Raw genomic sequence first — 16,953 nt, 5'->3', positions numbered from 1 at the left:
TCCAGGTACAGCCTGAGGTGGCCACGAAGATGATGGCGGCCAGCACCTCGCGATCTCCTCGCCGCCGGTGCCCTCCACCCTGAGGGCGGACCGGCGCCGGCGGCACCACCCGCTGGAACAGCGTCCACAGGTCATCCGGCGCCATCCGCTCGATAAGCGCAGCAGTCAACGCCCCAGACTGCCGCAAGATCACACCAACTGAAATGGCGTCTAAGGCGGCTTCGCTTGCGGCTCCGCGGGCTCCATCCGGACCGTAGGCGGCATCAGCGGATCTGCGTCTCGGGTGGTGCCGACCGTGACGGACAAGCACCAGGAGACGTGGCTCGTGTCGGCGAAGGGTTCCGCCGCGCGGCCTGGTGGCCGTGCGGTTTTGGTACCTCCGCACGTCGAATTCCGGCATTCCCAATTCAGGGCTTCCGTTGCACGGCTGAGCAATTTACGGCCCTGCGTTCATCTGACCGGTGACCGACAGCAGTTCACCCTGGAGCCCTGGGATCCGTGGGACCCCAGGGCTCCAGGGTGAACGCGGCAGCGCGACTCCTAGGCTTCGCCGACCAGCAGCCGCGCGTTGATGGTCGGATTGCCGGCCTGGGAGAGCGGGAAGGCCGTGCCGATCTCGTCAGAGTGCCCCGCCACGTCGATCCGGACGGATAGCGTCCGGTCGAGCAGCTGGTCCTGGGACATCCGGAAGTCGAGGTTGATGATGCCGTGCTCCACGCACGTCTTACAGCCCCGCGGGTTGTTCGGCTGGAGGAAGAACCGCGACGCGATCGGCTCGCCGTCGGCGAGCAGGGTCACGCTGAACGACCCCGGGATGTTCAGCCGGTCGATCCCCTTGACCCGCACCGAGACCGGGTCGAAGCTCCGGAACGCGAAGGTGCGGGCGGCGTCGATGCTTCCGGAGAGGTTCTCCATTTCGCCCTCCGCGTGGCTGATGAGTTCCAGGCGGTCGTACGAGATGTCGGTGGCGATCATCTGCTCGGCGGTCTGGGTGAAGGGTGGCAGCGAGTCGAAAGGGGAGGTCTTGAGCCAGGTGTCGTCCTGCCCCGCCAGTGCGGTGCGGAACCCGGCGAGTGTGGTCGCGTTGGTGTTCGTCTGCCAGCTCAGCCAGAGCCGGTCGATGTTGCAGTGGAAGAACCAGAACACCGGATCGAAGGAGGAAACGTTCTGGTCGGCCATCGTCGGCCCGATCGAGCCGTGGCCGCCGTCGTGCACCTGGATCGAGAAGTCCTGGTAGCCGTTCGTGTTGTACGCACCCCACAGCGACTGGGCCAACGAGGTGGTGATCTCGCTGAGGACGTCGTACTTCTTGAGCTTCTTCGCGAGGTCGGCGAGCGAGTAGCGCTGGGTCGTGTACGGGAAGTACCCGGGCACGGGCGGATTCGCGGTGGCGCCGGGATCGGCCGGCAGGACGTACCGGTCGAACGGCGGGTGCTGCAGGCGGTCCGGCAGCGGGGTCGAGATGTCCCAGTAGGGGAGCGTGACGTCCGCGCAGCCCGGGACAGAGCGCAGTGCGTCCTCGAACTCGATCAGGTACTGGCGGTGCCAGGGGTTGAAGCGGTTCTCGTGGTGCAGGCACCAGCTCTCCGGGAGGCCGTGCTTCCCGGCGAGGATGAAGTAGCCGTCCGGCGCAGTGATGTCGCGGGCCAGTACGCCGTTGAACGCCGTCGTGAGGAGGGTGAACTCGTCGTCCGTCAGGGTCGTGAGGTCCTTGCGCAGCCGGGTCGGGGCCGGGCCCGGCGCCGGGGGCGCGGCCGGCGCGGTACCGAGGGGGAAGCCGTTGACGATCCAGTTCTTGAACGTCTGTGAGCGGTTGGCGCTCCATTTCCCCGCCGCATCCGGGGGCATGTCCGCGTTCGGCGGAGCGGTGTGGGTGAACACCATGAGGGCGTTCTTCTTCACCCCGTCGTAGGTGCCGAGGTCGATTCCCTTGGCGGCCATGTGGGCCACGTCCTCAGGCCGGAAGTAGTTGCGAATGTCCGCCAGGTAGGTCGGCGCCGCAATGACCGGATCGTCGGCCGGGTTGGTCTGAGGCGTGGTCATGTGTCCTCCGCTGGCTCGTTCCGCCAGGCTACGGTCGGGTGATTTGCTCGCATATGGTGCTTTTGCGGTTGCGAGTATGCGGTATCGCAAAAGCTTCCTATTCGATCGACACGGGCCGGTGGTCGGAGAGGCGGCGTGCGGACGTCAATTTCCTGCGAACGCTCAGGCGCGGCCGCGGGCCCCTCCGGGTGCCGAGGGCAGCGGCGCCGAAGGCGAGCACCAGGTACAAAACTGCCGGACATCGGTGACACATGGATCTCCGACTACGACGGAGTGGGACAGGCCCCCTTCGCCGCACCAGCCACGGTGATCTTCAACCCGACGACGGCAACATGGTCCCGGGGACACCAACGGCCTCCAGGACGTCTTCCTGCGACGCCCGTGAGTCATTGCCCCCTGCCCCCTGACGATCACCTGTCGGCCACCCCGGTGGTAGCTTGCCCCGACGTCGTCGAAGGGGTGGGTCGGCTGGTGGACGGGGAATTGCGGCGCGCAGCCGTCGAGGCCCTCGGCGCGCTTGCGCGAAGTGCGGACTACCGTGACCGGGCCGACGCCGGCCACGCGCTGGCCGCCTTCGCGGAGCTGCCGGAGGCTCACGGCCCGCTGCTGGAGCTCGTGCTCGACCCCGACGACACCTACGCCACCAGGGTGACCGCGGGAGCCCTGCTGCGCCGGGGGGACCGGCTCGGCCTGACAGCTGTCGCCTCCGCGCTGGCTGTCGCCGACCCGAACCACGGCGACTGGATCCAGACCGCGGTCCAGGACGTGTTCGGCGTCTTCTCTGACGAGCGCGACGACGCGATCCGGCTCTGCGGGGAACTCACGCAGGATCCTGACGCCCGCGTCGCCCGCGGCGCCCGGGAACTGCGCGATCTCCTGGCCGGGATCCACCCCTCCTGATCACTGAGCTTTTTCAGAGTGGCCACTGATCGAGTGATGGCTGGGCCGCAGCACGCTGGCTGCCACATGGGCAGGCGTGCTGTCGCTGTGGCCGGGGCTGCATGCGTGGGACTTGACCGGCTGAACAGCGTTGTCACCGAGTCTGGTTGAGGCGGCCAGGGGTTGTCAGTGGCTGGATACAGGATCACTTGCATGGTTCTCGTACGTACTACTCCGCCGCGGCCCGTGGACGTGACCGCGGTCTTTCCCGAGCTGGCGCCGCTGGCGCGTCCTGCGATTCGGCTGCACCCTCGTCCCGGGTCGCCTTCGGTCGGGGAGAGCTTGGTCGGGGGGCCGTTGCTGTGGCCGGCTGAGGAGCCGTGGCCGCACTGTGAAGCCTCGCACCTGCACGTGGACAGCGGGTTCCGCCAGTCGCCGGCCGACGTGCGGCTCACGAGGCGCAGGCAGGCCCGGTGGCACCGTGATCACAATGGCCGTGGGACAACGCCCGAGGAGGCGGCGGTCAAGGAGCGGAACGCCGCGATGCTCGCGGAGCGATTCGCCGTCGGCCCTCCGCCCGCGGACTGCCAGGTTCCCATGCTGCCCGTGGCCCAGCTGTATCTGCGCGACATACCCCTGTTGCGGCCGCCCGGACAGGCCGATCTGCTCCAGGTTCTGTGGTGCCCCTACGACCACGATCCGCATCACAAACCGTCGACCGCACTGTTCTGGCGGTCCGCCGCGGCGGTCGTCGACATCCTCGCCACACCGCCCGAACCGTACGAGGTGAACGATGACGGCTATCTGCCGGAGCCGTGCGTGCTGGCTCCGGAAGCGATCACCGAGTACCCCAACAGCCTCGATCTGAGCCCGCAGATGCTGCTGATGGTGGAGGACTGGAGCAGATGGCAGGCAGCCGGCGCCGCCGTGGACAGCTCCTACGCAGAATATCCGCGGACCTTCTATGACGTCCATCTGGCAGACGCGTCCGGCTGGAAGGTCGGCGGCTGGCCTCCGTGGGGCCGCACCGACCCCAACCCCCGATACTGCACTGTCTGTGATGTGCGGATGGTCCCGCTGCTGACCATCGCCTCCCGCGAATGGGACGGCGGTGAGGGACACAGCTGGGCACCTCACGAAGAACAGGCCGCCGCCAACACCACCGGTCATTGCTGTGGCCAGAGCCCCTCGCAGCCGACCAAGGTCGAAGTCGGCAGCACCGACAACATGCAGATCTACATCTGCCCGACCTCCCCCGAGCATCCGCACACCGACCTGATCCAATGAGCTGCCGGGCCTGTCACACACCCTCCGCCGTCGGTGGCAGAAGTGCCGCCGCGTCAGGGTGTGTGACAAGCAAGCTCCCACCGCACCAGCGCGCGCTGGTCGCCTTGGCGTACCTGCGCAAACACGACACCCTCGCGCAGATCGCCGCCGGCTTCGGCATTTCGGTGGGCACCGCCCATGCCTACACCCACACCGTGGTCGGCCTGCTGGCGGTGCGGGCACCCGGCCTGCTCAAAGTCCTGCGTGAAGCCGACCCTGACTTCGTCCTGCTCGACGGCACCCTCGCCGCATGCGACCGCCTGGGCGATGGCCGGACCGACTACTCCGCCAAGCACCGACGCCACGGGACGAACGTCCAGGTCGTGACCGACCCAGCCGGCCGGGTTCTGTGGTTTTCGCCCGTCCTGCCAGGCTGACCTGGACCCATTCGCTACAGGGCCAGTACTGCACTGGCCCTGTAGCGTCATCTCGCAATAGGACGCCGCGAATCGGCGCCCCGGACGGATGCAGTTACGGTTGCACCACCCGTCGGTTCGCCGCCGAGCCTCCTTCGGAAAACTCGAACCCACGCCCTTTCATCAGCTCCCCCAGCACGTGCGTGCTGGCGGCGAGGTCGTCGACGACGTGGCGCAGCGCGGCGATGGTCGGGTTTGTCGGCGGTTCGGTCGGTGGCGGGGGCGGTGCGGTGAGGATGTCACGGACGGCCTGGCGGACCACGGCGCGCACTGTGGCCGTTGAGGGCCTGGAAGCCGCTGTGGGCGAGTGTGGTGAGGCGGCGGGTGATCCGCTCTGCGATATCGCTGCTGCGGCTGGCGACGTCGATCGGGGCGTGCTGGGACAGGCCGTAGTCGAGCGCGGTCGCGGCGGCTGGGGCGCTGTCTCGCGTGCGAGACGTCTCGGTGCCGGCCGCGACGGCGCCATGGATCGCGGCGAGGGAACGGGCGATGTCCAGGAGCCGGTACGCCTGTGCACGGCTGATGCCGAACTCCGCGGCGCAGTACGATTTCCAGCTGCTGTGTCCGGGGGGAGCCGGACGGGCGGCGTGCGCGTAGCGGACCCGGGCGGTCGTTTGCGGCTCGGAAGGAATGCCGCCGTTCGGTGCTTCAGAGGCCGTTGACCATAACGGGGAAGTCTTCGATCACGGCGAGCACCTTGGTCGGGTCCTTCTGGTCGACAAGCTCGACCGGCTTCTCCAGCGTGCACTGCACCCGCTGGGGCGGGAAGCTGGTCAGCTCCGCAGTGAGGACCATCGGTTCCTTTGTCACCAGAACCGTGTGTCCGCCCCCGGGCTGCTCGATGGTCATGGTGAAGGTCGTGGCCTCGTGCAGCTCGTACTTGGGCGGCGTCACCTGAGTCCGGCGCACAGTAGAGGGGACTTTCTCGTCCATGCCGTCTTGTTCGATGATGATGGTGCGGCCCTGTGCCCCGTTCTCTGCCGGCAACTCCCCGATGGGTGTCGACCGACCAGCAGTCGACCGACCGTCAGAACCTCGTCCTCGCCGAGGCCGGGATCAATGGACCTCACCGCCCGCCACCCGCGTACCGGCGAGCTGCTGTCCACCGTGAAGTTCATGGTGCAGACCCTCGCCGCCGCCGGCGAACTCCAGCGCGACCGTCAGCGGGAGCTGACGTACGACGGACTGCGGGCCGCCGAAGACAAGGGTAATAAGGGGCGGGCGCCGCCCGGTCGGCACGGCGGCGAAGGCCGCCGCCGTGCGCGCCGCGTACCTGGGCGGCCAGTCCATCGCAGCCCGGCCCGCGACCACCACGTCAGCCGCGGTGCCATCCGTACCGCCGTCGCCGACCTCCTGCCCGAGCACACCGCCGCCGACCAGGGGGCCCCGGCTCCGGAGCTGTGGGTCGTCGTCGACATGCCGGGCAGGGTCGCGGACTTCCTCCGCGCGACCGAACTGGAGCCCGCCGAGCGTCGTGCGCTCGACCAGGGCGTGACCGTACGGCGTGGCCAGGGCGACACCCTGCGGGGCAGCACCACGCCGGAGGTCCGCCGCCAACTCCTCAACCGCTGCCGGCCACTCGACGACGCCACGGCGATCCCGGCACAGCGCAAGGCTTGCCGGGAGTACGCGAACCGCGACAGCCCTCTCGGGGCTATGGCCGGACCAGGATCAACGGCTTGGCGTTGTTTTTCGGCGAGAACCCCCGGGACCCCTCACCGAGTGGGGGATTCGACCACGGGTTCTCGCGTCTACCAGGTGCTTCCGCCGGCGGGGACCTCGCCCCCGGCGACCATCCACTCGTGCCACTTCAGGTGGACGTCGCCGAAGCGTTGGCCGTTGCTGCGGGAGACGTACACGTCGGCCGTGTCACCCCTGGTGAAGGCGGCGATGTCGTCCTTGCCGTCCCCGTTGAAGTCGCCGACACCCGGGATCTCGTTGAAGGCGGCGAAGTCGTCGTTCCACACTGCCGCGGTGCCGATGAACGACGAGCCGTTGCTCAGCGCCACGAACACATCGGCCTGGCCGCCCCGGGTGAAGGTGGCGATGTCGGCTTTGCGGTCGCCGTTGAAGTCGCCGACGGCCGGGATCTCGGAACCGAAGCAGAAGTCGCCGTGCCAGCGCTGCGGCGCCCCGAACCGGGTCGCGGTGCTCAGCGCCACCCACACGTCACCCTTGCTGCCGCGAGTGGCGTCGTTGCCGCGATTGAAGCTGATCGCGTCAGCGCGGCCGTCACCGTTGACGTCGGCGAGGGCCGGGATCTCGTTGGACTTGGCGATTCCGTTCCCCCAGAACGTTGCCGCGCCGAAGGCCGTACCGTTACTCAGTGCCACCCAGGCGTCGCCCGCGGATCCGCGAGGGAAGGCGACGATGTCGTCCTTGCCGTCGCCGTTGACGTCGCCGACGGCCGGGATCTCGTCGTTCGGGGTGAACCAGGTGTGCCAGACCCGTTGTGGCCCGAACCCGGTTCCGGTGCTCAGCGCGACGCTGACGGTGCGTACGTTGCCTCGGGTGAAGACGGCGATGTCGTCCCGTCGATCGCCGTTGAAGTCTCCCACCAGCGGGAAGTCGTTGGTGTCGGCCAAGGACGACGCCCATTTCGTGGCCGCGCCGAACGGCCCGGCACCGGACGGGTTGCTCAACGCCACCCACGCCGAGTAGTTGTCGGGGCTGCCGGGTTTCACGACGCCGCGGACGAAGGCGGCGATGTCGTCCTTGCCGTCGCCGTTGAAGTCACCACTGCGGCTCATCCAGCCGTCGTCGGCCAGCGTGGGGACCTGCTCGATGATCCAGCGGGACAGGGGCCCCTCGCCGACACGGGCGAAGCCGCTGCCGGTGACCGCCAGCCCGCACGGCTTCAGGGTGAAGCTCGTGACTCCGACCAGCCTGGGGGTTCCCTGCACGAACGTGAGCAACGGCCCGCCCGAGTCGCCCTGGCAGGTGCCGCTGCCTGCCTTGGGTACGCCGGCGGTGAGCATCGTCTCGGCACGGTAGAAGGGATAGGTGCGCCGAGCGGCCGCGTCGTCGGCGATGTCGAGTCCGCGGACCTGCAGGTCGTCGGGGAAGCCGCCGGCGGAACCGGACACTGCGCCGCCGACCCAGGTGGTCGCACCCCAGCCGAGGGTCGTGACGCCGCTGCCGGGAAGCCAGGTGTTGCGGTTGCTCGTGAAGGCCATGCGGACCGGGGTGATGGCCGACGGCGTCGACAGCTTGAGCAACGCGACGTCGTAGTCGGACGTGTTGTTCCAGGTGGGCGTGAACTGGGGATGGCGGACGATGCTCGTGACCCCGCGAACCTCCCCTGCGGAGCTGGTGAGGCGGGTCCGCCCGATGATCACGGTGATCTGCTGGGGTGTCAGATCTTTGGTGCAGTGCGCGGCGGTGAGGATCCAGCTACGCTCGATCAGCGATCCACCACAGAACTGGGTGTCATGGGCGTCACCGGCAAGGTCCGCGCGCGTCAGCGCGGCCATGAACGGAAACTCTCCCTCGGCGGCCGGCAGGCCATTGAAGATCGCGTGGGCGGGAGCGGTCGGCATCAGGAGGGCCGCCGCCGCGACCAGGGCCAAAGCCACCCGTCGCAGGATGGTGAGCATGGTCAGTCCCTTCATCGGATTGCGGGGTGTATGAGGAACTCGTGCGGGGATGAGGCCGACTCGCCCGAGGAATGCGGCCTTGGGCTCGCGGATGACGCCGAGCTCAGGGAGCGGCTCTCGGCGCCCCGTCTGAGCAGCTTCAGAGCTTTCAGAGCTGGCGCAGCACGTACTCGTAGCCGATCTGCGGTTCGGGTGACTTCCAGTGACGGTGGGCGCCTCCGGCGGGACAGGTGCCGTCGGAGCCGTTGCCGGTGAAGAAGAGACCGGAGCACCTGATGCACAGGAACCACCGCCGCTGGCCACCGGGACCGTTGATGCCGTCGGGCAGCGCCTCGATCTTGTACGTGCCCGAGCCGGACCAGTTGTGCCACCGAAACGGCTGACTGCTGTTGGGGCAGTACGTGGTCGTGCGTCCGCTGTCCGACCACCCCTTCGACCACAGGGCCGCGCAGTCGCGGCACCACCGCCAGTGGCTGTCTCCGACGCCGGGGTCGGTGTCGTAGCGGAGCACGTAGTCGCCGCTGCCCGAGCTCTGGTGCCCATGGTCCCAGCCGAAGATGCCGCTGCCGACAGGGCAGTAGCCGCTGCCGTTGCCGGAGAACCAGAGCTGGCTGCACTGGTGACACCACGTCCAAAGGTGCTGCGCGGCCCGGGCGGGGGTGGCGGTTGCCAAGGTCGCGGTCGCGCTGGCGGCCATCGTGAGCCCGCTTCCGGCCGCTGCGGTGAGCAGGGTGCGACGGGAGATCGAGGGAGTGCTGGTAGTCGGCATGGGGTTCTGCCTCACTCTGTCCGGCTGATGGTGGGTGTCGCTGGCGGGGTCTCGCCTGCGTCGGAGGAGAGGGTGAAGTCGCTGTAGCCGCCGCTGTCGGTGACGGCGGGGGAGGGGGCGTAGACGATGCGTTTGTCGTCCTGGCGGCCGCGCATGGCGAGTGTGCCGTAGGACGCGAGCAGCGCGCCGTCGACGGTGACGTAGGAGAACTGGACGTTCAGGGGCCGGGGCCAGGTTGCGCCGAAGGGCGTGACGGTGGGGCGCTCCACGATGATCTCGGCGCTCCCGGAGCGCGCCGCGGACGCCCTTTTCGTCAGGGGCCGGCGTTGTCCCGGCGAGGCGAGGTTGTCGATGGTGAGGATGTAGGCGGTGGGGTCGGCGGAGATGCGGTCCCCGGGCTGCACCTCCATTGAGGCCAGGTTCCTCTGTCTGTGTGCGTTCGTGTACGTGGAATGGGTTGACCCCCAGCTTGGCGGGGCGGGCCGGGCCGTGTCGAAGTCCGCTTTCCTATCGGAGATAAGCGGGAATTATGAGCCGGTCGCCTGCACCGTCTGCTGCGCGGTGAGCCTCGCCAACGCGGCGAACCGCCGCGGCAGCTCCCGCCGGTCGTCACGCCGACGGGCTGCCACGGTCACCGCCGGTGGCAGATCGCACAGTTCCGTGATCCGGACCCCGGCTGGCAGCGGAAAGCTCCGGATGGCGTAGGGCCCTGGGCAGACCACCCGGTTCAACCTGACCGACAGCAGCACCTCCTGGGGCGTTCCGGCAGGCGCACCGACGAACGGTGGCGGAGTGTCGTTCCGGTGGGAGTACAACTGCCAGTACTCCCGCATGAGCTGCCACACCCCCGAATCGACCTGCGGAAACGACTCCTCGATCACGTGCGCGAGCCCTATCCGGTCGGCATCCCACAGCGGATGGCCGGCCGGAACCGCGAGACCGGGCGGTTCCTCGACCAGTGGCTCCCAGACCAGCAGCTCCGGGTCGATGGGCAGCCGTATCAGTGCCACGTCGACTTCCCCCGTGATCAGCGGCTGCTCGCACTCGGCGAATCCGATCTCCCGCCAGGTCAGTCGTACATGCGGATACGCCTCGGCAAATGCGGTCAGTACGGGGACGTGGATTTCCATAGCCATGGGAAAGGCGAGCCCGACGCGCAGAGTGAGGTGGTCGCGTGCGGTGCGTCTGGCGGCGTGGGCGGCGGCGTCCACCTCCGTGAGCACCTTGCGGATGCGCTCGTAGAAGACCTCACCCGCCGGAGTGAGCAACGAGCCCGCCGGGCCCCGGACCAGGAGCTCCACCCCGAGTTCGCGCTCCAGGTCACGGATCTGCTGACTGAGTGCCGGCTGCGACACATGGAGACCTGCGGCAGCTCTGGTGAAGCTGTGGTGTTCCGCGACGGCCACAAAATATCTGAAATGACGTAGCTCCACGACCGCCCCCCTCTGCCGCGATGACGCACCCCATCATTCCGGCCGGGGTGCCCCGCCACGCGGGAGATGAGGTGAATCACGCACGGTCGCCGCCCTGCTGTACTGCGCTAGTCGTGGGGTGGCCGGCGTTGACCTTCGCTACTCGGGAGTCGTGAAGTTCTGATCACCGCAGGAGGCAAGCCGGCTTAGCGTTGACCGCTGTACCGATGTTCCAAGCGCCGCCAATTGCATCGGATGCGAACTGGCGGCGGTATGCGCAACGCGTCTTGTGCGAGCCGCGGCCGCGCGGCTGATCTGCGACGCCGGACGTCTGAGTGGAGTGCGACCGTAGCGCTTGGCAAGGGGAAGTGGCGAGCCCTTGTCACTCGTCAGGGTGACTTCGTCACTGACCCTCTCTACGAGTGGACGGCGACCTGTCAGGATCGGTCGGCACCCACCCCGTCCAGGTCGTGCACGAGTGGAACACCGCGGTGCACGTCCAGGACAACGAGGCGGACGCGAAGAAGCGCGCGTTCACCAAGGCCGAGCTGCACGCGTTCTTCGCGCACTGCGACGACGAGGTCGCCCGCATCCGGGCCTTCGGCCGCAAGGGCTGGCTGCCCGCCTTCCGCGACGCCACCTTGTTCAAGACCGCGTACGCCTACGGGCTGCGGCGCAACGAGACGCGGATGCTTGACGCCGCCGACTTCGGCCGCAATCCGTACGGCGCCGAGTTCGGCGAGTACGGCCGGTGCCTGGTCCGCTTCGGCAAGGCCGAGAAAGGCTCGCCGCCCAAGCGCCGCGGGGTGCTGACCGTGTGGGACTGGACCCGGGATGTCCTGGACGAGTGGTTCACCGAGGTCCGCCCGCTGTTCGGCACCGACAACAACCCGGCGGCCTGGCCCTCCGAACGGAGCCTGCGGATTGGCTGCCAGCGGCTCAACTCCCGCTTCATCGCCTACCGCAAGGCCCTGGGCCTGGACGACGGACTCGACTTCCACTCCTTCCGCAGGTCCTACGTCACCCACCTCATCGAGGACGGCTGGGACCCGCGCTTCGTCCAGGAACAAGTCGGCCACGAGCACGCCGGCACCACCTCGCTCTACACCTGCGTGTCCTCGGACTTCCGCACCCGCACCCTGCGGCGGCATCTGGACTCCACCATGGCCGCGGCCCTTCAGGCCCAGACCGGGAGGCAAGCATGAAACGCAAGGTCGGATACGTGTGGCGGCTGCGCGAGGTCATGGCCCAGCACCAGATCTTCACGGCCACCGAACTGGTGCCGCTGCTGCGCGAACGGGGCATCGACCTGTCCGCCTCCCAGGTCCATCGCCTTGTTTCCGGCACTCCGGAACGCCTGTCGTTGCAGGTCATGGCCGCGCTCTGCGACATCCTGTCCTGCACCCCGGCCGACCTGGTGACCACCACCGCCGAGAACGCCGGAGTCCGCAAGACCGCCACCGATGACCTGCCCGCTCCGCCCGCGAACGTCGCGAAGCTGCGGCCCCGCGCCGCCCGCATCCTCCCCGACTCATGACCCGCACCTACGCAACCGACGAACAGTACGAACGCTCGTACATGGCCGAGTGCTCCCGTTGCGGCCGCCGCAGGCACAAGGCCGGCAGCTGGCCGGACGGATACGTCTGCCGGACCTGCTCGGACCGCGCCGTTCGGACACGGGGGACCTGCCCGGGATGCGGCCAGGAGCGTGCCCTTCCCGGGCTCCGCCCCGGTGACGGGGCCTCGATCTGCACCACGTGCGCCGGCTTCTCCCAGACCTTCGACTGCTCACGCTGCGGATTCGAGGGCAAGCTCCTGGGCGGGCGACTGTGTGAACCCGCCCGCCAGTACGGCTCGCTCTGTTCCCACTGCCATCGGTCGCCTCGCGTTCGGGCCCGGCGCCTTCTGCAACGCACCGGTTCCACGGTCATCCAGCCTGTTACCGGCTCCCGGGCGGCCTACCGGCGGCCGCTCGGGATGCTGCTGGTGGAACCGGGAAACGGCCCGGTTGATTCCCGGTCGATCGGCGTCCGGTGCGCGCCCGGTCGTCGCCCTCCGAGCGGCGAGTCAGACGGCTCCCGTTCCCGCGCCCGGAGTCGGCCCGGCGGCGATCGAGAAGGCGAGGACGAGGCCGTCGGCCGTGGCGTGTGCCGAGGTCAGCCTGACGCCGCGGGGCAGACCGGTGACCGGTACGGTCTGGGGCTCGAGTTGCCGCCGCAGCGCGGAGGCGGACGGCAGTGCGGCGAGGTCGTCGACCGCCACCTGTCGGCCGAGGACGTTCACGGTGGTGGGCGTGACGGTGAAGGTGTCCGCCGTCGTCGACACCTCGCACCGCACGGCGACCGGCAGCCCCAGGCGGCCGACGCTTCCGTCGAGGACGAGGTCGCCGTCCCGGCCCTTGGCCGTGAGGCCGTCGCCCGTCGAGCCGAGCCGCCGGGTCACCTGGTCGTACCCGATGGTGGCGGTCCCGCTGCCGCCGGCGCTGTCGCCGTCCGTCGTGACCCCCCTGAGGCGGACGGTCACGTCCATCACGGCGTGCTGACGGCGTACGCCCCGGGCCGTCACCTCCACGTCGCCGACGTCGCCGCCGAGGGTGCGCAGTCCCGCGAGCGGGGTGGTGAGGTCGGCGTGGACCGGCCCGTGCGGGTCGAGCCGTTGTGCCGCCCGGGCGGCGATCCGCCCCTCGGTCCGGTGCTCCACCAGGAGGTCGGTCGAGCACACCAGGGCGGCCAGGGCCGCGGCGAGCGAGACGAGGAGGCGTGTCTTGTTCCGGCGGTTGGATGTCACGTGGTCTTCGGCTCCGGATCGTCGCTACACGGACGTCGGCGGGTGAGGCGGTGAGTGGGGCGGTCAGGCGTGCACGTGGGGCAGGAGGCGGTCGAGCCGTCGGGGCAGCCACCAGTTGGCCCGGCCCAGCAGGAACATGGCGGACGGCACCAGGATCAGACGGACCACCGTGGCGTCCAGGATCACGCTGACGGCCAGGCCCAGGGCGAGCATCTTCACCACCACGGTCGGTGAGGCGGTGAAGGACAGGAACACCGCGGTCATGATGAAGGCCGCGGCGGAGATGACGCGTGCGGTCGCGGACAGTCCCTCGCCGACGGCGAGCCGGTTGTCGGCGGTGCGGTGCCACGCTTCGGCGATCCGGGACAGCAGGAAGATCTCGTAGTCCATGGACAGCCCGAAGACGATGGCGAACATCATCATCGGGACGTACGACTCGATGGGCACCGGCTCCGACAGCCCCAGCAGTGTGCCGCCCCAGCCCCACTGGAACACGGCGACCAGGACGCCGTAGGAGGCGGCCGTGGTGAGGAGGTTGAGGACGACGGCCTTGAGGGGGATCAGCACGCTGCGGAAGACCGTCATGAGCAGCAGGAAGGCGAGGACCAGGACGACACCGATGACGATCGGCAGCCGGTCGCCGACCGTGTCCCGGAAGTCGGCCTGGCCTGCCACACTGCCGGTGAGCCAGGCCCGGGCGCCCGTGCCGTCGAGGGCCCCGGGCAGGGTGCGGCCGGAGAGGGTGTGGAGCAGTGTGCAGGTCGCGGCGTCCTGCGGGCCGGTGACCGGGGTGATCGTGGTGACCAGGACCCTGCCGTCGTCACTCGCCCGGACCGGGGTGAAGGACGCGATGCCGTGGGTGCCCTGGAGGGCCGCGGTCACGTCGTGCGCCACCCGGTCCGCGGAGGTCTGCGCCCCGCTCACGTCGACCACGGCGAGGACCGGGCCGTTGGCGCCCGCTCCGAAGCCCTCGCCCTCGGCGTGCGCGATCCAGTCGTACGCGGTGCGGGTGCTGCTGCCCGGCCGGTCGGCGCCGGCGTCGACGTGGCCGAGGCGCATCGACAGCAGGGGCACGGAGCAGACGCCGAGGACGGCGAGGCCGACGGCCAGGAAGGTCCACGGCCGCCGGGCGACGCGTTGTGCGTACCGGTGCCAGCCGTCCCGCGCTCCGGCGCTCTCGGCGACCGGTCGGCGCACCCGCACGCGGTCCATGCGCCGGCCGACGAGGCCCAGGGCGGCGGGGACGAGGGTGAGGGCGGCACCGGCGGTCACGACGACGGCGAACGTCGCGGCCAGGCCGATCTTGCCGATGAACGTCAGTCCGCACGCGTACAGGCTGAGCATGGCCACCGCCACGGTCAGCGCGGCGATGAGGACCGCGCGTCCGCTGGTGTGCGCCGTGCGGGCCGCGGCCTCGACGGGGTCCCGGCCCTCGATCAGGTCCTGGCGGAAGCGCGTGGTCAGGAACAGGGCGTAGTCGATGCCGACGCCCAGGCCGATCATGCCGGCCAGGGTCGTGGCGGAGGTCGCGAAGGAGAGGGTGGCGGCGACGACGCCCACGATGCCGAGGCCCACTCCGACGCTGATCAGCGCGGTGGCCAGGGGCAGCAGCGCGGCGAGGACGCTGCCGAAGGCGAGCAGCAGGATGACGAGGGCGGTGACGACGCCCACGCCCTCGCTCGCCTTGTCGTCGGCCGGTTCCCGGACCACCTGGTCGAGGTCGCCGCCGTAGGCGACGCCCAGTCCCGCCGCCCGGGCGGGCTCCGTCGCCGTGTCGAGCCGCCCGGTGTAGTCGTGGCCGAGGCTCTTCAGCTGCCGGTCGAAGGAGACGGTGGTGTAGGCGGTGCGTCCGTCGTCGCTGGTCACGAACTGCGAGGCGGCGGTGGCGTGCGGCAGGTCGCGCAGCTTCGACAGGGTCCGGTCGAGTGCCGTCCGCTGGTCGGCCACGATGCCGGTGGCGCTGTGGAAGACGACCTTGCCGTTGGGCCGTCCCGCCGCGGGCATGGATCGCGCGAGGAGGTCGGCGCCTGTGTGCGAGGCGGTGCCGGGCAGGCTGACCTCGTCGCTGAAGGTGGGTGCCGCGAGGTGCCGCCCGGTGAGCGCCGCTGCGAGGATCAGCAGCCAGGCGCCGATGACCACGACCGGGCGCCGGGCGCAGTGGGCGCCCAGACGGCCGAGCGCGCCGGGAGCGCGGGCCGAGCGCTTCGAGGGGTGCGGGCCGGTCGGCGCGAGCGGGGATCGGGGCACCGGTACCTCCAGAGGAAACTGTCACGAGTGACACGAACTCTAGAGACAAAGTGGCATGCATGACAATTGGCAGTCATGACGCTTTGCTGGGGCGACGACACCGGGCACCCTCCGGCGAGCCCGGCGAAGCCGGCACGGGTGTCAATTGACAGTCACGACACGATGCCGGAGGCTTCGGCCATGCCGAGTGAGATCGCCCCCGCCGGACTGCGCGAACGCAAGAAGGAGGAGACGCGACGCCTGCTGCTGGAAGGGGCCGCGCGCCTGTTCGAGGAGCGCGGCTTCGAGAGCACCACCGTCGCGGACATCGCCGCGTACGCGAACGTCTCGGTGCGCACGTTCTTCCGCTACTTCGAGAGCAAGGAAGCGCTGCTGCTGCCGGACGGCGTCGAGATCTTCACCTTCGTCGAGAACGCCCTGGCCGCCCGTCCGGCGGACGAGGAGCCCCTGGACGCCGTGTGCAACGCCCTGTCGCAGGCGGCGGAACCGTTCGCCGCCTCCACCCTGACGGCTCTCGGCCACCCCTTGGACGACATCGAGAACGTCGTCACGGCCCGCCTCGTCCAGGCCTTCTCCGACTTCGAGGAGCGGCTGACGGTCCTGGTGCGCGACAGGCTGGACCCGGACACGCCGGACGCCGACCTCAAGGCGGCCGTCATCGCGTGCGCCGCGCTCTCGGCGGTGCGTGCCGTCCTGCGCACCCGCCGCGCCCGCCGCGCGTCCGGCCTCACGGACAGGGGCCCGGCGCCGCTACCGCGGGCCTTCGGCTTCCTGCGGGAGATCGGCTCGACCTGACGGCCGGGGCGCGGCAGGGGGGCGGCCCCCCTGCCGGTGCCCCCGAGGCGACACGCCCGGCGGCGCGGGCGTGCAACCTCGTCCGTCGTGTTCCCCTCTCATCCTCCGAAAGGGGCCACCAATGAAGATCACGACTCGGTTCGTACCCGTCGCCGCGGCGCTCGTCTGCCTCGGCCTCACCCTCGTCTCCTGCGGCACGGACCACGGGGGGAAGAAAACGTCCACCACGCCCGCACCCGGGTCGTCCCGTCCGCACCGCGAAGACTCCCCGCTGCACGCGTTCCGCGCCTATCTCACCACCAAGGCCCCCAAGGCGGACGCCGCCATCGCCCCGCATGTGACCAGCGTCTCCACCCGCACGGCCACCGCCGACGCCCGCAGCGTGGCGGTCGTGCACGTCGACTACGGGGTGTGGGAGGACGCCGAACTGGGGCGCACCGCAAAGGCTTTCGCCCAGTGGCGCCGCACCGCCTACGGCGACCACGGGCACGTGGACGTCCTGGCACCGGCCAAGATGACCGCCGAGCAGGACTGGTAGATCGGTGGAACGCTGGACGGGATGAGCAAGACCGCGCTGATCGTCATCGACATGATCAACTCACATGACCACGAGGACGCCGAGCTGCTGCTGACCTTTGTGGCGTGTTGTCGTTGGGGGCTGACGAGGTGTGATCGTCGCGGTA

17 protein-coding genes and 2 pseudogenes are annotated in these 16,953 nt (G+C 69.6%); 8 read left to right on the top strand and 11 right to left on the bottom strand.

Going from position 1 to position 16,953, the window contains the following annotated elements; translation table 11 throughout:
* Together AB0B40_RS36315 and AB0B40_RS36310 are read right to left on the bottom strand one after the other, a co-directional pair.
* Nucleotides 1–169, bottom strand: a 169-nt coding sequence (locus AB0B40_RS36315) for a transposase (protein WP_362267854.1), incomplete at its 3' end; no start/stop codon positions are given.
* 371 nt (nucleotides 170–540) lie between these two features.
* Complete coding sequence (locus AB0B40_RS36310; RefSeq protein ID WP_362267851.1) at nucleotides 541–2,043, bottom strand: tyrosinase family protein; 1,503 nt, start codon at nucleotides 2,041–2,043, stop codon at nucleotides 541–543.
* A 471-nt stretch (nucleotides 2,044–2,514) separates the two neighbouring features.
* Here AB0B40_RS36310 and AB0B40_RS36305 point away from each other — a divergent pair, with 471 nt between their 5' ends.
* The 3 genes and pseudogenes from AB0B40_RS36305 to AB0B40_RS36295 all read left to right on the top strand — a co-directional run.
* A complete protein-coding gene (locus AB0B40_RS36305; RefSeq protein ID WP_345048843.1) occupies nucleotides 2,515–2,943 on the top strand; it encodes a hypothetical protein in 429 nt (142 codons plus the stop codon).
* A 192-nt stretch (nucleotides 2,944–3,135) separates the two neighbouring features.
* A complete protein-coding gene (locus AB0B40_RS36300) occupies nucleotides 3,136–4,209 on the top strand; it encodes a hypothetical protein (RefSeq protein ID WP_362267850.1) in 1,074 nt (357 codons plus the stop codon).
* 71 nt (nucleotides 4,210–4,280) lie between these two features.
* Nucleotides 4,281–4,622, top strand: a pseudogene (locus AB0B40_RS36295) (transposase family protein); the annotation flags it as partial.
* Between the two features lie 97 nt (nucleotides 4,623–4,719).
* On the opposite strand, the gene AB0B40_RS36290 reads toward AB0B40_RS36295, so the two are convergent.
* From AB0B40_RS36290 to AB0B40_RS36260, 7 genes are all read right to left on the bottom strand, one after another.
* Entirely contained in the window at nucleotides 4,720–4,926 is a 207-nt protein-coding gene (locus tag AB0B40_RS36290; RefSeq protein ID WP_345048840.1) for a hypothetical protein, read from the bottom strand.
* 386 nt (nucleotides 4,927–5,312) lie between these two features.
* A complete protein-coding gene (locus tag AB0B40_RS36285; protein ID WP_362267848.1) occupies nucleotides 5,313–5,651 on the bottom strand; it encodes a hypothetical protein in 339 nt (112 codons plus the stop codon).
* Between the two features lie 69 nt (nucleotides 5,652–5,720).
* Nucleotides 5,721–6,221 carry a hypothetical protein gene (locus tag AB0B40_RS36280; RefSeq protein WP_362267846.1) on the bottom strand — a complete coding sequence of 167 codons (501 nt, stop codon included), beginning with the start codon at nucleotides 6,219–6,221 and terminating at the stop codon, nucleotides 5,721–5,723.
* A gap of 194 nt (nucleotides 6,222–6,415) precedes the next feature.
* The gene (locus tag AB0B40_RS36275) at nucleotides 6,416–8,275 is read right to left on the bottom strand and encodes a trypsin-like serine protease (RefSeq protein ID WP_362267845.1); all 1,860 of its coding nucleotides are present in this window, start codon (nucleotides 8,273–8,275) and stop codon (nucleotides 6,416–6,418) included.
* A 133-nt stretch (nucleotides 8,276–8,408) separates the two neighbouring features.
* Nucleotides 8,409–9,029 (bottom strand): hypothetical protein, encoded by a 621-nt coding sequence (locus tag AB0B40_RS36270; RefSeq protein ID WP_362267843.1) that lies wholly within the window; start codon nucleotides 9,027–9,029, stop codon nucleotides 8,409–8,411.
* Between the two features lie 11 nt (nucleotides 9,030–9,040).
* Nucleotides 9,041–9,439 carry a hypothetical protein gene (locus AB0B40_RS36265; RefSeq protein ID WP_362267841.1) on the bottom strand — a complete coding sequence of 133 codons (399 nt, stop codon included), beginning with the start codon at nucleotides 9,437–9,439 and terminating at the stop codon, nucleotides 9,041–9,043.
* A 117-nt stretch (nucleotides 9,440–9,556) separates the two neighbouring features.
* Nucleotides 9,557–10,462: a LysR family transcriptional regulator gene (locus AB0B40_RS36260; RefSeq protein ID WP_345048832.1), complete on the bottom strand. Its 906-nt coding sequence runs from the start codon at nucleotides 10,460–10,462 to the stop codon at nucleotides 9,557–9,559.
* Between the two features lie 401 nt (nucleotides 10,463–10,863).
* Here AB0B40_RS36260 and AB0B40_RS36255 point away from each other — a divergent pair, with 401 nt between their 5' ends.
* Nucleotides 10,864–11,646, top strand: coding sequence for a site-specific integrase (locus AB0B40_RS36255; RefSeq protein WP_362267839.1), 783 nt, complete (start codon nucleotides 10,864–10,866; stop codon nucleotides 11,644–11,646).
* Complete coding sequence (locus tag AB0B40_RS36250; protein WP_345048830.1) at nucleotides 11,643–11,978, top strand: helix-turn-helix transcriptional regulator; 336 nt, start codon at nucleotides 11,643–11,645, stop codon at nucleotides 11,976–11,978. Before AB0B40_RS36255 ends, AB0B40_RS36250 begins: the two co-directional genes overlap by 4 nt.
* Nucleotides 11,979–12,508: 530 nt before the next feature.
* Here AB0B40_RS36250 and AB0B40_RS36245 read toward each other — a convergent pair.
* The gene (locus AB0B40_RS36245; protein ID WP_362267837.1) at nucleotides 12,509–13,228 is read right to left on the bottom strand and encodes an LmeA family phospholipid-binding protein; all 720 of its coding nucleotides are present in this window, start codon (nucleotides 13,226–13,228) and stop codon (nucleotides 12,509–12,511) included.
* 63 nt (nucleotides 13,229–13,291) lie between these two features.
* Nucleotides 13,292–15,475 carry an MMPL family transporter gene (locus tag AB0B40_RS36240; protein ID WP_345048828.1) on the bottom strand — a complete coding sequence of 728 codons (2,184 nt, stop codon included), beginning with the start codon at nucleotides 15,473–15,475 and terminating at the stop codon, nucleotides 13,292–13,294.
* Nucleotides 15,476–15,655: 180 nt separating this feature from the next.
* Here AB0B40_RS36240 and AB0B40_RS36235 point away from each other — a divergent pair, with 180 nt between their 5' ends.
* The 3 genes and pseudogenes from AB0B40_RS36235 to AB0B40_RS36225 form a co-directional block, all read left to right on the top strand.
* The gene (locus AB0B40_RS36235) at nucleotides 15,656–16,270 is read left to right on the top strand and encodes a TetR/AcrR family transcriptional regulator (RefSeq protein WP_161297512.1); all 615 of its coding nucleotides are present in this window, start codon (nucleotides 15,656–15,658) and stop codon (nucleotides 16,268–16,270) included.
* Nucleotides 16,271–16,391: 121 nt separating this feature from the next.
* A complete protein-coding gene (locus AB0B40_RS36230) occupies nucleotides 16,392–16,808 on the top strand; it encodes a hypothetical protein (protein ID WP_345048825.1) in 417 nt (138 codons plus the stop codon).
* 21 nt (nucleotides 16,809–16,829) lie between these two features.
* A pseudogene (locus AB0B40_RS36225) lies at nucleotides 16,830–16,953 on the top strand (cysteine hydrolase); the annotation flags it as partial.

The sequence above is a fragment of the Streptomyces sp. NPDC042638 genome (assembly GCF_040647235.1).
Lineage (GTDB): Bacteria > Actinomycetota > Actinomycetes > Streptomycetales > Streptomycetaceae > Streptomyces > Streptomyces rameus.
This window is presented reverse-complemented; position numbering and strand designations above follow the sequence as displayed.

Bases quoted from the DNA above. Each gene is read 5' to 3' on its own strand.
- AB0B40_RS36275 (WP_362267845.1), bottom strand. From the start codon at position 8,275: ATGAAGGGACTGACCATGCTCACCATCCTGCGACGGGTGGCTTTGGCC.
- AB0B40_RS36270 (WP_362267843.1), bottom strand. From the start codon at position 9,029: ATGCCGACTACCAGCACTCCCTCGATCTCCCGTCGCACCCTGCTCACC.
- AB0B40_RS36310 (WP_362267851.1), bottom strand. From the start codon at position 2,043: ATGACCACGCCTCAGACCAACCCGGCCGACGATCCGGTCATTGCGGCG.
- AB0B40_RS36235 (WP_161297512.1), top strand. From the start codon at position 15,656: ATGCCGAGTGAGATCGCCCCCGCCGGACTGCGCGAACGCAAGAAGGAG.
- AB0B40_RS36230 (WP_345048825.1), top strand. From the start codon at position 16,392: ATGAAGATCACGACTCGGTTCGTACCCGTCGCCGCGGCGCTCGTCTGC.
- AB0B40_RS36300 (WP_362267850.1), top strand. From the start codon at position 3,136: ATGGTTCTCGTACGTACTACTCCGCCGCGGCCCGTGGACGTGACCGCG.
- AB0B40_RS36250 (WP_345048830.1), top strand. From the start codon at position 11,643: ATGAAACGCAAGGTCGGATACGTGTGGCGGCTGCGCGAGGTCATGGCC.
- AB0B40_RS36265 (WP_362267841.1), bottom strand. From the start codon at position 9,439: ATGGAGGTGCAGCCCGGGGACCGCATCTCCGCCGACCCCACCGCCTAC.